Origin of the sequence: Pseudoalteromonas sp. A22 (assembly GCF_018141345.1) — a bacterium.
GTDB classification, from domain to species: Bacteria; Pseudomonadota; Gammaproteobacteria; order Enterobacterales; family Alteromonadaceae; genus Pseudoalteromonas; species Pseudoalteromonas maricaloris.
Genome location: NZ_CP047238.1, coordinates 3,286,816 through 3,300,295, shown reverse-complemented (window position 1 = coordinate 3,300,295; position 13,480 = coordinate 3,286,816). Strand labels below are relative to the sequence as shown.

Genomic DNA, 13,480 nt, shown 5'->3' with positions numbered 1-13,480 from the left:
AACGAGCGAATACTATGAAAGCATTATCCAAGTTGAAAGCTGAAGAAGGAATTTGGATGGCGGATGTGCCAAAACCGGAAGTAGGGCACAACGATCTATTGATCAAAATCCGTAAAACAGCAATTTGTGGTACCGACGTACACATCTACAAATGGGATGAGTGGGCACAAAACACTATCCCAACTCCAATGGTTGTGGGACACGAATACGTAGGTGAAGTGGTCGATATGGGCCAAGAGGTACGTGGTTTTAGCATTGGCGACCGAGTCTCTGGTGAAGGTCATATCACATGTGGTCATTGTCGTAATTGTCGTGCTGGTCGTGTTCACCTGTGTCGTAACACCATTGGGGTAGGCGTTAACCGCGAAGGTTCATTTGCAGAATACCTAGTTATTCCTGCTTATAATGCGTTTAAGATCCCTGACAACATTTCAGATGAACTCGCTTCTATCTTCGACCCATTCGGTAATGCAGTGCACACCGCATTGTCGTTTGACTTGGTTGGTGAAGACGTCCTCATTACTGGTGCGGGCCCAATTGGTATTATGGCTGCGGCAGTGGCGAAACACGTCGGTGCGCGTCATGTGGTTATCACAGATGTAAACGAATATCGCCTTGAACTTGCCACTAAAATGGGTGCTACGCGAGCAGTAAATGTTGCCAGTGAAAGCCTCGAAACGGTGATGAAAGATCTTGGTATGACAGAAGGGTTCGATGTTGGGCTTGAAATGTCAGGTGTTCCTTCTGCATTTAAAGGCATGTTAAACAGCATGAACCATGGTGGTAAGATTGCAATGCTGGGCATTCCACCTTCTGACATGGCGGTGGATTGGAACCAAGTGATCTTCAAGGGTCTAGTGATCAAGGGGATTTACGGCCGTGAAATGTTTGAAACTTGGTATAAAATGGCAAGTTTGATCCAGTCAGGCTTAAACCTTGACCCAATCATTACACACCAGTTCCATGTTGATGACTTCCAGACTGGCTTTGATACGATGATTTCAGGGCAATCAGGTAAAGTTATTCTGAATTGGGATTAATGCTCAACTTTGCTTAGTGCATGTATGAGTAGTTATAATAGAAAGACGGCTAGGTCGATAAGGCTTGAGCCGTCTTTTATTTTTTAGTTTTTAATGGGTAACACATGTCTTTTAAACATATTTCAGTAGCAGACACACAAGCGCTTTTAGGCAAAGATGATGTTGTGGTAGCAGACATTCGCGATGAAAATACCTTTTCACAAGGGCATATTCCTGGCGCCGAACATTTATCTAACGCTAATCTTGCACATTTCATGCAGGAGAAAGAGTTTGACCAACCCATTGTTGTGGTGTGTTATCACGGGATCTCCTCACAAGGCGCAGCTAACTACCTAGTTGAGCAAGGCTTTGAAGATGTTTACAGTATGGATGGCGGTTTTACGCAGTGGGTAAGTGAATTGCCAAACGAGATTGAAAAGTGAAGTTAATAGCCCATTATCACAATGCACGACTAGCTCAAGGTGCGGTCGATTATTTTAAGACGCAAGGGGTTTATTGTGTTTTGCAAAGTCATGATGGGCAACAAGTTGAAGTTTGGCTAGAGCGTGGTGATGAAGCGCTTGCTATGCGTCTTTGGCAAACGTTTTTGGAGCAACCTGAGGCAGAGTTATATCAAGCGGCTTCTTGGCAAACAGGAAGTACACAAGGGTTATTTAGCTACCAAGGCCAAAACTTAAACCTAGTAAAGCGCTTTTTGGGATTGAATTGGTTATTACAGGGCGTTTTTGGTGTCAGTATTATTATTTTTGTCGCCATGTTATTTGGTGACGCTAATGGCATCTTTTCTGCGCTACGTTTCTCCCTAGATAAACCTTGGACTTGGATAGCGCCTACACTCATACATTTTAGCGCCATACATTTGATTTTTAATTTAAGCTGGTGGTTGCACCTTGGCGCGCAAATTTCAGAGAAACTAGGGCTCTGGGCATTAGTTTGCATCTACTTTGTAACTGGCTTAACCAGTAATTTTATGCAGTACCTATTCGTTGACGCTAATTTTGGTGGACTAAGTGGTGTGGTCTACGGATTACTAGGCTTTTGTTGGGTAATTGGTCATCGAAATCCTGCCGGAGCGGCTTTGGTCTCTAAGCCTGTTATTGGTTTTATGCTGCTTTGGATGCTGTTTGGATTTACGGATATGTTTTTCATCAACATGGCTAACTGGGCGCATTTGTTCGGATTGCTATCAGGTATGTTGGTTGCGGTATTTTGGCCTATCAACAGGCAACTCAAAGAGAATAGCTAGTTACTTCGAACTCGGGATCTAGCGCTTCCGAGTTCTTGTATGAGTTGGTTCGCTTAGTGATATAAATATTTGGTAAAAAGCACATCTCGAACAATTTCCTGCCCTGTCTCTTCTTTTAGCAGTGTCTTTAGCTTTTCAGCACAGCGTTTTCTGATTTCTTCTCTGCCAGTTAATGACTTAATGGTTTCTTCATTTTCTTTACTCAGGATCTGTACGATTGCATCTCTTAGTAAAGGAGTATGGTGTTCAACCACGGCAATATTTGCAACGTCATTTAACATTAGGTCAACGGTAACACGGACATAACCGAGCTTTTTGTTGGACTGGCCTATGTAGTTTGTGATGATATCTGGCTCAAATCCGTAATACCCAATAGTTGAGTCCGCTTTTACAGGGGAAGCCGTGGTTAATGCAATGCATAATGTGAGTACAACAGCCAACAGTCTCATGTTTAATTAGGTATCCTAATACAAATTACTTTTTACTTAGTTTATACATAATTGCGTTGATTTTACAGGTAGCTTCAATACAAACATAAACTTTTTAGAAAGCCTCTGCTCTGCTATTATGACCGCGGATTTTTAAAACGGAAATAGAACGTTGCCTTTGCAATTACCCTTAGAGCTCCCTTGGCTGAAGAGCACACAGTTGGTGGATGTTGAGCCTGCACTTTCTCCTTATTTACTAGAGACCCAATCTCTAACCGCAAAATTGAAAGAAACTTGTGATAAATTTTCTGTGACTGTGCTTGCTAATGAGTTCAGGAGCGCTCCAGATGCGTTACGTACAGAGCTTTCTGAACAGGTTTGGTGCCGAGAAGTAATGTTAAATTGTAACGGTAAAGCAGCTGTATTTGGACAAAGTTGGCTCAATGAGGACGCATGTACTGTAGGCATGGATGCAATCGGTGAGACACCTTTGGGTGAGTTACTGTTTACTGATTCAAATTGGCAGCGCGGAACCCTTGAGTTTCTTCGCTTATCTACTGCCGACTATCCGGCGCTGATTGAACTAATTACACCCACTACTGGCGTCGCCCCAGAGCGTTTATTTGCTAGAAGAAGCTGGTTTAAAAACGGCAAAGCAAAGATTTTAGTTTGTGAAGTCTTTATATCGGAAAGCTTTTATGATTGACCACCAGAAATGGCAGGCTTACAGCCAACTTATGCGATTAGATAAGCCAATCGGGACTTTACTTTTATTGTGGCCAACGCTTTGGTCACTGTGGTTTGCAGCTGAAGGTGTTCCAAGTATTTGGTTTATTGTTATCTTTGCTCTGGGTGTATTAGTAATGCGCAGTGCGGGCTGTGTTATCAATGATTTTGCTGATCGCAAGGTTGATGGGGCTGTAAAGCGTACGGCGACAAGACCGCTTGCAAGGGGCGCTGTAACGAGTAAAGAAGCGCTAGGTCTATTTGCTATTTTGGTCGCGGTGGCTTTTATTTTGGTGCTTTTTTTAAACTGGCAAACCATTGTATTATCGCTTGGCGCGCTTGCGTTAGCCTCTGTTTATCCTTTCATGAAACGTTATACAAACTTACCTCAACTCGTACTTGGGGCTGCCTTTAGCTGGGCAATACCGATGGCTTTTATGGCTGTAAATCAAAATGTGTCAGTGCTTGCTTGGGTATTGTTTGTTGCGAATTTAATATGGACGGTCGCTTATGACACTATGTACGCCATGGTAGATAGGGATGATGATTTGAAGATAGGGGTAAAGTCTACAGCGATTTTATTCGGCAAATGGGATCTCCATATTATTGCGTTGCTCAATATCACATTTATCGCGATGATGGCGGCAGTTGGTGTAACATTTGACTTGAATCTCGCTTTTTGGTGCGGCTTACTAGCAGCTTCTGTGCTGCTTATTAGGCAACAATATGCCATACGCTACAGAGATAGAGACAGATGTTTTTGGGCTTTTTTAAACAATAACTATGTGGGCTTGGCGATTTTTGTCGGGGTCGTGCTGGGCTTTTTACCGCTCTAAAGCGAGTAATTAAAAACGGGCAAGTAATACAGATTATTTGCCCGTCTGTTTAGCAACTAATAAGTTACTGTTTGCTTGCTAGATGAAGATGCTGCATCCTCAATTAGCTCAAGCAAGTGATTGATATGCGCATTAGAGCCAACTTGATGATTGGTTTGTACAATCAACTGTTCTCTGTCCAATGCCTTATTGGTTTTTAAGAAAACTAAGTTAGGATCTTGTGCGATAGTTTTGGAATGTTCGATACTCGCAATTGCAAAGCTATTGCTATTCTTCAAACCATCAATTACTTGTTCAATATTACCAATCTTAACGCTCGTTGATTTGTTTAACGAGTCAACGGCTTCATTAAGCATACTTTGTACTTGCTTCGACTGTGAGAAACAGCCATACATAGGGTATTGCGTTAATTCGGCTTTTCTGATGCTGTCTTGATTTGCTAGAGGATGATTTCTCGAAACAAATAAAACTAACTGATCAGGCAGGTGAATATCACTCACTATGCTATTTGCACTTTGTAAATACACGCTGATATCAATCTCACCAAGTTGTAGCTTACGAGTAAGCTCCAACTCATCTTGCAACTGCATTTCGATCTTCACATTAGGGTACTGAGCTAAAAACTGACCGCAAGAAACTGGCACGATGCTGCTAGCTTGAGTCGTATAACCAATAATTAACTTTTGGTTATCACGGCCAAACAAACTTTGCTTAATGGTTTTCTTGGTTAGATCGAGTTCTGATAAGGTTGTTTTGCAATACTTTAAGAACAGCTCACCTTGTTCAGTCAGTTTTACTGAACGTGTTGAGCGTTTAACGAGTTCACAACCTATTTCATCTTCAAGGGTTTGGATGCTTCGAGTAAGCGCTGAAGTACTGATCTGGGTTTGTTCTGCGGCTTGTCTAAAATGTCTTAGATTACCTAATGCTACGAACTGCTCGAGTTGTTCAAATCTCATGTGAAATTCCTTTTAATTTCAACTAAAACACATTTATTACGTCTTTTCCCAATAATAATACACCAATCGGGAAAAAGAAAGTGAAGTTTTTACATTCTGATTACAAAGTTAGTCAGGATACCTGTCACGTATCTCAATAAATTGTTCCAGATTTTTTAGAAAAAGGTCAACCAATTTGGGTTCAAATTGTTTACCACTTTGAGTATTTAGCAAATCTATTACTTTATCTAGTGGCCAAGCGGGCTTATAACACCGCTCACTTCCTAGTGCATCAAAGACATCTGCCAGAGCAGTGATCCTGCCGACAATGTTAATTTGCTCTCCCTTTAAACCCCTAGGATAGCCTGAACCATCCCACTTTTCGTGATGTTGATGTGCGATTAATGCGCCACACTGCAAAATCTCATTTGTTGAATTTTTTAAGATTTCAAACCCTTGCTGCGCATGCGTCTGCATAATTATCCATTCTTCATCAGTGAGTTTTCCGGGTTTATTTAAGATTTGATCTGGAATACTGATTTTGCCAATGTCATGGAGTGGAGAGGCGAGTTTGATGATTTCTGCTTGGTAGTGAGAGAGTCCGTAAAGCTGAGCTAAAAGCATACTATAATGTGCCACGCGTTTTACGTGCGAGCCTGTTTCTTTCGAGCGTTTTTCGACGGCTTCACCTAAAATATAAGAAAGCTCTTTTTGAGAATCTTTGACGGTTTCACGCAACTTCAAGTTGTCGTAGGCTAGTGCAATATTGTTTGCAAAAAATTCAAGTAGCTGGAAATCCATGCTATGAAGTTCGCTGTCCTTACTCACATAAATCATCGTTTCACTCCCTTCTCTAGAAGGGAAATAGCCAATATATTCATTACGGGTTTTGAGCGATGCTTTTTTATTATGTGTTTCTATAAACAGATTTTGTACATTCTCGGGCAAGGTAACATTACTAGGTTCTACGCCAGCCCCTGAGGCTGCAAGTAGTTTAAATTTTGTCGGTTCGTTGGCTTGGTGATTTACCGCAGCTGCGCAATATATTTCCGAATCAGATAATCCCATTACAGCGGATACATGAGATAATATGGTTGATGCGAAATCCTGAATATTGCTACACTTCAAAAAGTTTGAGGATGCATCAATAATGCGTTCAAGTCCCATTTTGTGCTTTTCGATGGTTTGAATATCCCGGTGAGCCCGTAAAGCAGAATAGAGTAGTGTTTTTAGCTTGACGGCAGTGAGCTCGGTTTTGTTCTTATAGTCATTAATATCGTAATCGCGAATGACCGATTCTTCCGGGGCTTCTCCTGGCTGCCCAGTGCGCAGGACAAGGCGAATATCAAAGTTTGCTAAGTCATCGCGGATATATCGCACTAAATCAAGCCCTGCATGATTACTTTCCATTACGACATCAATGAGGCCTACAGAAATATTCTGCTCCGTGTCCAAGATGGCTTTTGCTTCTTGTGCAGAGTAGGCGTGATGAAATCTCAGTGCTTTATTCTCAAATTTAAAGCCAGACAACACCAGTTTAGTCACTTGGTGAATGTCTTCTTCATCATCTACAACCAGAATATCCCAGTAGGTTTCGGCCATTTTATTTGTAGGGCTTTCTAGCACTTCATCTGAGAACAAAAATCCGCTCACAGATTGCTCCTCTTTTTATGCTGACTCAACGTTAGTATAGTCGGCAGTAACAAGGCCGCTAATCTTGTTGAGGTTTTTTCTCGATATTTTGCAATTCTAGTTCGATTGCATCGCAAGAAATGTGGATTTCATAAAGAGAAAGTAGCAATGACAAGGTTAGGCTACACAGACTCGCACCAAACAATGTGACGCCAAGTAAGGATATTTCAAGAAACAGGGCAAACATTGAAGACGTGCAGAGTAAAAATGCGATGACGCCCCATACTTGCATTCGTCTGATCAATCTAATTCGTTTTCTTAAGTTTTCTATTTGTGCTTTAACCAAGGATCTTATGGTGTCGCCTTCTCGGGCGTTTAATTCACGGATCAATTGTGCGAGTACCAAAAAGCGATTGGTGTAAGCGAGTAGCAATAAAGAAATTGCTGGGAATAATAGGCCCGGTGTTGTTAGAGTCATAGTCGTATTTTAATGGAATGGCTTGATGTTTAAGTGTGATGATAATGAATGATTTTATCAAGAAACAAATGAGCACATTGAGTGCTAATTCGATAGTGAAGATAATGCAATGAGTGAACAGTCTTTTCATTGGGTGCAATTGTGCGCTATCAGCGGCTTTGTTGAAGCACATTTGCTCAAAGGTCAACTAGAACAAGCGAATATTCAGGTTCGCTTACAAGGTGAGCATTTGTCAGGGGCTATTGGTGAAATTCCAGCAGAGCAAGCTGCCATCAAGCTCTTTGTTTATGCAATAAAGTTACCCGAGGCTCAGGAAATATTGGTAAACTATAACAAATCACGTCATCGCAGTGCCGCCGAGCTGTCGGATTGGCTATGTAATCACTGTGCAGAATTAAATGGACCAGCGTTTGAATATTGCTGGCAATGTGGAAATAAGCATGAGCAAAGCAAATAACTTTCAAAGAATTAGAGAGTTAAATTATCTTCAAAAAGCAGTCTTAGGCGCTGCTATTATTGAACGTATGTTGCCAAATTATTCACTATTTAGTGAGGCAACGGGTTTTGGCGACGAGCAAGTACTCAGAAATGCGCTGAATTTAATTTGGGAGAAAATATTACTGCCTAAGAGCAAAATTAGCTTAGAAAAGCTGGTTGAAAAGGTAGAACCAAATGTACCTGAGCTCAGTGAGTTTGATATGTTTGGTACCTATCCCGCAATCGACGTAGCGACAGCGCTGTTAGGCATGTTGCAAGGTCTGATGACAAAAGATGAACATGAGTTTGTAAGCGTTGCCAAAATTTCTCAGGCAACGGTAGCCAAATACATCGAATTTATGTTGATGGCGGAAGATATATCTCCAACGAATGAGTTAGTGCGTGAACACCCGCAGATGCAGTATGAAATTGAAATCCTCGCTGAGCTTATCGAGCATGTGGAAAATATGGGGCGTATTAGCAGCGAATCGGTGAAGTCGCTAAAGGCCTTGGCACTAGCTGACGGCCAAACAAATATTGGTTTGGAACTTGAGTAGTTGATTTCGTATAATCAGCGGCTGCAGTAAAGAGTTTGGAGAAAGTAACTTGCGTATTTTGGGTATAGAATCCTCATGTGATGAGACGGGTATTGCTATTTATGATGATGAGCAAGGGCTGTTGGCACATCAATTATATTCTCAGGTAAAAGTACACGCCGATTATGGTGGGGTAGTGCCTGAACTTGCTTCTCGTGATCATGTACGCAAAACAATTCCTCTTATTGAAGCTGCTTTCGCGCAAGCGGGTTGTGGTCCAGAAGATCTTGATGGCATTGCTTACACCGCAGGGCCGGGTTTGGTCGGTGCTTTGTTGGTTGGCACCTCAATTGGTCGCTCGTTAGCATTTGGTTGGGGGATCCCTGCCGTTGCCGTACATCATATGGAAGGCCATTTGCTTGCCCCTATGCTTGAAGACGATAAACCAGAGTTCCCATTCGTTGCGCTGCTAGTCTCTGGTGGCCATACCATGATGGTCAAAGTCTCAGGTATCGGTGAGTATGAGGTACTTGGTGAGTCAGTAGATGATGCCGCTGGTGAAGCATTTGATAAAACCGCAAAGCTGCTCGGTCTTGATTATCCTGGCGGCCCAATGCTTGCAAAAATGGCGACACAGGGTAAAGCAGGGCGATTTACTTTTCCAAAACCGATGACAGACAGACCTGGTCTGGATTTTAGTTTCAGTGGATTAAAAACCGCAGCGGCAAACACGATCCGTAATGAAGGCGATGACGAGCAAACGAAAGCAGATATTGCTCATGCTTTTCAAACCGCAGTCGTAGAAACGCTAGCGATCAAGTGTAAGCGAGCACTGAAAGAAACAGGCATTAAAAGCCTGGTGATTGCAGGTGGCGTCAGCGCCAATACTGAACTTAGGCAAAAGCTTGAGCGCATGATGCTTGGTATGAAAGGGCGAGTTTATTACCCGCGCACTGAATTTTGTACAGACAATGGGGCGATGATAGCTTATGCAGGAATGCAGCGCCTAAAAGCAGGTCAGCATGCGCCACTTGATATGAAGACTAAACCGCGTTGGCCGCTGGATAGTCTAGAAAAAGTCTAGGGTCTGTTGATCTTTGCTGTTTGATTTTTGTTCTCCTGAGTGTGTTTTGGTCGCGACGCTCGACTTGCCGCCTAGTAATCTAGGCAAAAGTTGAGCAACAATGAACAAAGCGCACTCAGGTGAACCCAAAGGGCAGCGCTTGATTAGCATTTCTACTGTGTTCTCGCCTGACTCACATAGAATAACTATGCTACGCAGGCTCTGCCTTGTACAAATACCAATCAAACTGCTGCAAAAACAAACTTGAAAGGTAAACAGGCCCTAGTCTTTAGACTTTTTCCCCACCTTGGGCTCTTTACCACTCAAGAGCCTTTTAATATTTGCTCTATGACGAATAATAATCACCACAGTTAAAAAGCTTACCGGCACCGTATAAAGCGGTTTTATCCACCATGTGTAAAGTGGAGCAGCTGCGACTGCGACAATCGCTGCGAGTGAAGAGTAGCGTGTTAGCGCTAGCACCACGAGCCACGTACTAATCAATAGCCCACCCAATGACAAGCCGATGGGTAATAGCGCACCAAATGCTGTTGCTACTGCTTTACCACCGTTAAAGTGGAAGAAAATAGGATAAATGTGACCTAGGCATGCGCTTACGGCTATGGCACCTAGCCATACAGGCTCTATTTTCAGAAAGTAAGCTCCCCACACCGGGATGGTTCCCTTTAAAATATCGAAGACGAGCACTAGCGCAGCTGGGATCTTTCCTCCCAATCTTAATACATTGGTTGCGCCTGGATTATTAGAACCATTAAAGCGTGGATCTGGCAGGTTGAATAACCGACACACCAGAATCGCTGAGGAAATCGATCCCAATAAATAAGCACATACGCACATTAAACTGATTAACACTGTCTTCCTTATTTTTTATTGCGTTGTTTTGGGCTATGATCGGCGGTCTTAAGTCCTGCACAGATCGCGAATTGCGATTAGAAAATGCGGGTGAATTACAGCGATAAACATGTTTGGAGTTTACATGGATAAAGTCTATATCTCACAGCTACACGTCGAAGCCATAATAGGAGTGTACGACTTTGAAAAAGAAAGTAAACAAAGCCTTTACTTTGATGTTGAGATGTTGACCGATATTAGCGCTGCCGCTCGCCATGACGATATTAATTTGGCGGTTGATTATGCCAAAGTGAGTGAGCGTATTATTGCGCATACCCAAGCAAAACCCGTTGAGCTATTAGAAACCTTAGTTGAACAGCTTGCTGCAATGATCCTAAATGAATTTAATGTACAACAAGTGCTTATAAAAGTGAGTAAACCTGCTGCCGTGCCACAAGCACAAACGGTTGGTGTAGAAATTGTGCGTAAGAAGTAGATTATCATGGCACAAATTTTTATCAGTCTCGGCTCAAACATAGAAAAAGAAAAAAATTTGCTGAGTGGCTTGAGGGTATTGATAGAACACTTTCCGGATTTTCAACATTCGAGTGTTTTTGAGAGTGAAGCCGTCGGATTTGCAGGAAATAACTTTTATAATTCGGTCTTTGCTGCACAAACACAGCTGTCTTTAGACGAAGTGTATAAACTGCTCAAGTCGATAGAATACGATCATGGTCGTCGCTGTAGTGAAAAGAAGTTTAGTCCACGCACATTAGATCTCGATATTCTCTTTTATGACCACTTTATTTGTTCATCACCCGCTCAGTTGCCTCGGGATGAAATAACCAAAAATGCCTTCGTGCTTCAGCCATTAGCTGAACTAGCTCCTGATTTTATCCATCCTGTTGAGGGTAAAACCATTGCTCAGTTATGGCAGGAGTATCACAACCCAACTCAAAAATTATGGAAAGTGGAGTTTCCCAAGCAATGAGCTTTATTGAGATTGTCGTCCTTGCAATTATTCAAGGTCTCACTGAATTTTTACCTATTTCGAGTTCTGCCCACTTACTGCTACCTTCTCAGGTACTAGGTTGGCAAGATCAGGGTCTTGCCTTTGATGTTGCTGTTCATGTCGGTACTTTACTGGCTGTCGTTATTTATTTTCGACAAGACATTGTCAGCCTACTGGCAGGATGGTTCAAATCATTCTCAGGTACGCACTCGAAAGAAAGCCGGCTGACTTGGTGTATTGTGGTTGCCACCATTCCATTCGTGATCTTAGCCCCACTACTTAAAGACATCGTAGAAGTTTACTTACGTAGTGCTTGGGTGATTGCAACATCGACGATAGTATTTGGTTTACTACTTTGGTATGCCGACGTGAAAGCGAAGCAAATTAAAGACGAATTTGCTTTAAACTGGAAAAGCGCGTTGATACTGGGGCTTGCACAAATTACCGCTGTTATTCCTGGCACATCGCGTTCAGGCATTACCATCACCGCAGGTTTATTACTCGGACTTGATAAGAAAAGTGCGGCGCGCTTTTCGTTTTTGATGTCTATTCCGGTCATTTCTATGATGGGACTGTATTACAGTTTAGAGCTTGCTACGGGCGATGAAGTGGTCGAATGGAATGCGTTATTAAGTGGTGCGGTACTGTCGTTTATCTCAGCTTATGCCTGTATCTTCTTTTTCCTGAAAATCATAGAGCGCATGGGTATGATGCCATTTGTCATTTACCGCTTGTTACTTGGGGTGGGGTTAATCGCTTTCTTGAGCCTAAGTTAATCTAGGCTTTGAATAATCCAGCAAGGTTAACAGAAAAGCCAGCTTGATGAAGCTGGCTATAGGGCCTGTTGGCCTTCGCTGTTTGATTTTTGTTCTTCTGAGTGTGTTTTGGTCGCGACGCTCGACTTGCCGCCTAGTAATCTAGGCAAAAGTTGAGCAACAATGAACAAAGCGCACTCAGGTGAACCCAAAGGGCAGCGCTTGATTGGCATTTCTACTATGTTATCGCCAGACTTACATAGAATGACTATGCTACGCAGGCTCTGCCTTGTATAAATACCAATCAAACTGCTGCAAAAACAAACTTGGAAGATCAACAGGCCCTAGACTGCATTAAGCAATTTGCTTTTCCGCAAGGCATAATTCCATGGTCGCTTTCAATAGTCTATAAAGGTTTATCGACGCGTCAATTTCTTCTTTGCGGTTTGTTAAGCTCTCAATATTTAAGCCAAGAGAAATATCTAGATGTGAGCAGCTTTTTAAGATTTGATCTAGATTTTCTCTACAAATACGAATTGACTCACTTAGTGTATTGTCTGCATCTAACATGCGCCATTTGGTTGCTTCTGGTACTGAGATCCCCAGCCATTCCATAAACTGCAAGGTTTTTTCCCCACCACATGGAGTAAAGGTAAGAATAATGCGTTTTGGTGTTTGCCCTTGCTGTTTACAGGTGCGAGCATAGCTCGTGATAAGATCTATGGTTGCTTGAGCGTCATACACTGCTTGGGAAACAAAAAATTGGCAGCCTTGCTCTGTTTTATCAATTAATCTTTCGTGTTCATTACGCTTACTGGCGTGGCGCTCTGCGATGGTTACACCACCCAAGAAAAAGTCATCTTGGTGATGCTTCAGTACCTTATAGGCTTCAGAAAGCGGCAACTTAATATCGCCTTGTGAAGATGGACTGCCCACTAATACTAGATTGTTTAACCCATATTGCTGTTTAGTGCTGCTTAACCAATTGCCAAAAGCTTCACTATCTCGCTGTGCCACACTTTTATACGTAATTACATCAAGGTGTGACAATTCGCGGATCAACTGGCTATATTCACACGGATCAACGGTGTGCTTAAAAGGAAATGGGCGTGGTACTTGAGTACGACTGCTTTCATCTTGAATGTCATAGATGATCACGCCGTCGTATTCAATCTCATGTAAACGGCCCAAAAGTTTAGCGGCAATTGATTTTAGCTGCTCTGGGTCGGTGCCAATCTTAGGTGGTGTGGTACCAATTAAATATACCCCTTGGTTAGGGTCAATGATTTTCTCTTGAAGCGTTAAAGCCATAATCCTCATTCCACAAAAGCATTTCTGTATCTCTTTACTAATATAGCAGCCATTTAGACGTCTAGATAGATTTTTTTAATGAAAGAATTTCAATAATTATGAATTTATCTCAAGCGCTCAAATCAAAATTTCATATTTGTTTACACATTA

17 protein-coding genes are annotated in these 13,480 nt (G+C 42.2%); 11 read left to right on the top strand and 6 right to left on the bottom strand.

Going from position 1 to position 13,480, the window contains the following annotated elements:
• Positions 1-14: 14 nt before the first annotated feature.
• The 3 genes from tdh to glpG all read left to right on the top strand — a co-directional run bounded on the left by tdh (position 15) and on the right by glpG (position 2,286).
• Positions 15-1,040, top strand: coding sequence for an L-threonine 3-dehydrogenase (gene tdh, locus GSF04_RS19705; RefSeq protein WP_010374618.1), 1,026 nt, complete (start codon positions 15-17; stop codon positions 1,038-1,040).
• 104 nt (positions 1,041-1,144) lie between these two features.
• Positions 1,145-1,462, top strand: coding sequence for a thiosulfate sulfurtransferase GlpE (gene glpE / locus GSF04_RS19700; protein WP_211858526.1), 318 nt, complete (start codon positions 1,145-1,147; stop codon positions 1,460-1,462).
• Complete coding sequence (gene glpG / locus GSF04_RS19695; protein WP_010607623.1) at positions 1,459-2,286, top strand: rhomboid family intramembrane serine protease GlpG; 828 nt, start codon at positions 1,459-1,461, stop codon at positions 2,284-2,286. Before glpE ends, glpG begins: the two co-directional genes overlap by 4 nt.
• 53 nt (positions 2,287-2,339) lie before the next feature.
• Here glpG and GSF04_RS19690 read toward each other — a convergent pair whose 3' ends face one another.
• Positions 2,340-2,735, bottom strand: a complete 396-nt coding sequence (locus GSF04_RS19690; RefSeq protein WP_039491379.1) for a flagellar basal body-associated protein FliL — start codon at positions 2,733-2,735, stop codon at positions 2,340-2,342.
• Positions 2,736-2,892: 157 nt separating this feature from the next.
• Here GSF04_RS19690 and GSF04_RS19685 point away from each other — a divergent pair, with 157 nt between their 5' ends.
• A complete protein-coding gene (locus GSF04_RS19685; protein ID WP_249122420.1) occupies positions 2,893-3,420 on the top strand; it encodes a chorismate lyase in 528 nt (175 codons plus the stop codon).
• Positions 3,413-4,276, top strand: coding sequence for a 4-hydroxybenzoate octaprenyltransferase (ubiA, locus tag GSF04_RS19680; protein ID WP_211858523.1), 864 nt, complete (start codon positions 3,413-3,415; stop codon positions 4,274-4,276). The genes GSF04_RS19685 and ubiA overlap by 8 nt, the downstream gene beginning before the upstream one ends.
• Positions 4,277-4,332: 56 nt before the next feature.
• On the opposite strand, the gene GSF04_RS19675 is transcribed toward ubiA, so the two are convergent.
• The 3 genes from GSF04_RS19675 to GSF04_RS19665 all read right to left on the bottom strand — a co-directional run bounded on the left by GSF04_RS19675 (position 4,333) and on the right by GSF04_RS19665 (position 7,324).
• Positions 4,333-5,235, bottom strand: a complete 903-nt coding sequence (locus tag GSF04_RS19675; protein ID WP_017216523.1) for a LysR family transcriptional regulator — start codon at positions 5,233-5,235, stop codon at positions 4,333-4,335.
• Positions 5,236-5,343: 108 nt separating this feature from the next.
• Positions 5,344-6,867 (bottom strand): DUF3369 domain-containing protein, encoded by a 1,524-nt coding sequence (locus tag GSF04_RS19670; protein ID WP_039491371.1) that lies wholly within the window; start codon positions 6,865-6,867, stop codon positions 5,344-5,346.
• Between the two features lie 58 nt (positions 6,868-6,925).
• Complete coding sequence (locus GSF04_RS19665) at positions 6,926-7,324, bottom strand: DUF2721 domain-containing protein (protein ID WP_010374626.1); 399 nt, start codon at positions 7,322-7,324, stop codon at positions 6,926-6,928.
• A gap of 109 nt (positions 7,325-7,433) precedes the next feature.
• Between GSF04_RS19665 and GSF04_RS19660 the strand changes: the two genes are divergently transcribed.
• Genes GSF04_RS19660 through tsaD form a run of 3 tightly spaced genes read left to right on the top strand, consistent with a single transcriptional unit; the run spans position 7,434 to position 9,421 of the window.
• Positions 7,434-7,781: a DUF2007 domain-containing protein gene (locus GSF04_RS19660; RefSeq protein WP_010607629.1), complete on the top strand. Its 348-nt coding sequence runs from the start codon at positions 7,434-7,436 to the stop codon at positions 7,779-7,781.
• Positions 7,765-8,358 carry a YjaG family protein gene (locus tag GSF04_RS19655; RefSeq protein WP_010374628.1) on the top strand — a complete coding sequence of 198 codons (594 nt, stop codon included), beginning with the start codon at positions 7,765-7,767 and terminating at the stop codon, positions 8,356-8,358. The genes GSF04_RS19660 and GSF04_RS19655 overlap by 17 nt, the downstream gene beginning before the upstream one ends.
• Positions 8,359-8,407: 49 nt before the next feature.
• Complete coding sequence (tsaD, locus tag GSF04_RS19650; RefSeq protein WP_039491368.1) at positions 8,408-9,421, top strand: tRNA (adenosine(37)-N6)-threonylcarbamoyltransferase complex transferase subunit TsaD; 1,014 nt, start codon at positions 8,408-8,410, stop codon at positions 9,419-9,421.
• Between the two features lie 261 nt (positions 9,422-9,682).
• Here tsaD and plsY read toward each other — a convergent pair whose 3' ends face one another.
• The gene (gene plsY, locus GSF04_RS19645) at positions 9,683-10,273 is read right to left on the bottom strand and encodes a glycerol-3-phosphate 1-O-acyltransferase PlsY (protein WP_029215929.1); all 591 of its coding nucleotides are present in this window, start codon (positions 10,271-10,273) and stop codon (positions 9,683-9,685) included.
• A gap of 124 nt (positions 10,274-10,397) precedes the next feature.
• On the opposite strand from plsY, the gene folB reads away from it, so the two are divergent.
• Genes folB through GSF04_RS19630 form a run of 3 tightly spaced genes read left to right on the top strand, consistent with a single transcriptional unit; the run spans position 10,398 to position 12,040 of the window.
• Positions 10,398-10,748: a dihydroneopterin aldolase gene (gene folB, locus GSF04_RS19640; protein WP_017216518.1), complete on the top strand. Its 351-nt coding sequence runs from the start codon at positions 10,398-10,400 to the stop codon at positions 10,746-10,748.
• A 6-nt stretch (positions 10,749-10,754) separates the two neighbouring features.
• Positions 10,755-11,243, top strand: coding sequence for a 2-amino-4-hydroxy-6-hydroxymethyldihydropteridine diphosphokinase (gene folK, locus GSF04_RS19635; protein ID WP_211858522.1), 489 nt, complete (start codon positions 10,755-10,757; stop codon positions 11,241-11,243).
• Complete coding sequence (locus GSF04_RS19630) at positions 11,240-12,040, top strand: undecaprenyl-diphosphate phosphatase (RefSeq protein WP_211858521.1); 801 nt, start codon at positions 11,240-11,242, stop codon at positions 12,038-12,040. The genes folK and GSF04_RS19630 overlap by 4 nt, the downstream gene beginning before the upstream one ends.
• A gap of 333 nt (positions 12,041-12,373) precedes the next feature.
• Here the strand turns inward: GSF04_RS19630 and GSF04_RS19625 are convergent, their stop codons facing one another.
• Entirely contained in the window at positions 12,374-13,330 is a 957-nt protein-coding gene (locus GSF04_RS19625; RefSeq protein ID WP_069022749.1) for a methylenetetrahydrofolate reductase, read from the bottom strand.
• Positions 13,331-13,480 lie beyond the last annotated feature (150 nt).

What these genes read in the sequence shown, in the direction of transcription:
- GSF04_RS19630 (WP_211858521.1), top strand. Translation starts at nt 11,240, where the DNA reads ATGAGCTTTATTGAGATTGTCGTCCTTGCAATTATTCAAGGTCTCACT.
- GSF04_RS19675 (WP_017216523.1), bottom strand. Translation starts at nt 5,235, where the DNA reads ATGAGATTTGAACAACTCGAGCAGTTCGTAGCATTAGGTAATCTAAGA.
- glpE (WP_211858526.1), top strand. Translation starts at nt 1,145, where the DNA reads ATGTCTTTTAAACATATTTCAGTAGCAGACACACAAGCGCTTTTAGGC.
- GSF04_RS19655 (WP_010374628.1), top strand. Translation starts at nt 7,765, where the DNA reads ATGAGCAAAGCAAATAACTTTCAAAGAATTAGAGAGTTAAATTATCTT.
- tdh (WP_010374618.1), top strand. Translation starts at nt 15, where the DNA reads ATGAAAGCATTATCCAAGTTGAAAGCTGAAGAAGGAATTTGGATGGCG.
- GSF04_RS19665 (WP_010374626.1), bottom strand. Translation starts at nt 7,324, where the DNA reads ATGACTCTAACAACACCGGGCCTATTATTCCCAGCAATTTCTTTATTG.
- folK (WP_211858522.1), top strand. Translation starts at nt 10,755, where the DNA reads ATGGCACAAATTTTTATCAGTCTCGGCTCAAACATAGAAAAAGAAAAA.
- GSF04_RS19625 (WP_069022749.1), bottom strand. Translation starts at nt 13,330, where the DNA reads ATGGCTTTAACGCTTCAAGAGAAAATCATTGACCCTAACCAAGGGGTA.
- GSF04_RS19690 (WP_039491379.1), bottom strand. Translation starts at nt 2,735, where the DNA reads ATGAGACTGTTGGCTGTTGTACTCACATTATGCATTGCATTAACCACG.
- ubiA (WP_211858523.1), top strand. Translation starts at nt 3,413, where the DNA reads ATGATTGACCACCAGAAATGGCAGGCTTACAGCCAACTTATGCGATTA.
- folB (WP_017216518.1), top strand. Translation starts at nt 10,398, where the DNA reads ATGGATAAAGTCTATATCTCACAGCTACACGTCGAAGCCATAATAGGA.
- GSF04_RS19660 (WP_010607629.1), top strand. Translation starts at nt 7,434, where the DNA reads ATGAGTGAACAGTCTTTTCATTGGGTGCAATTGTGCGCTATCAGCGGC.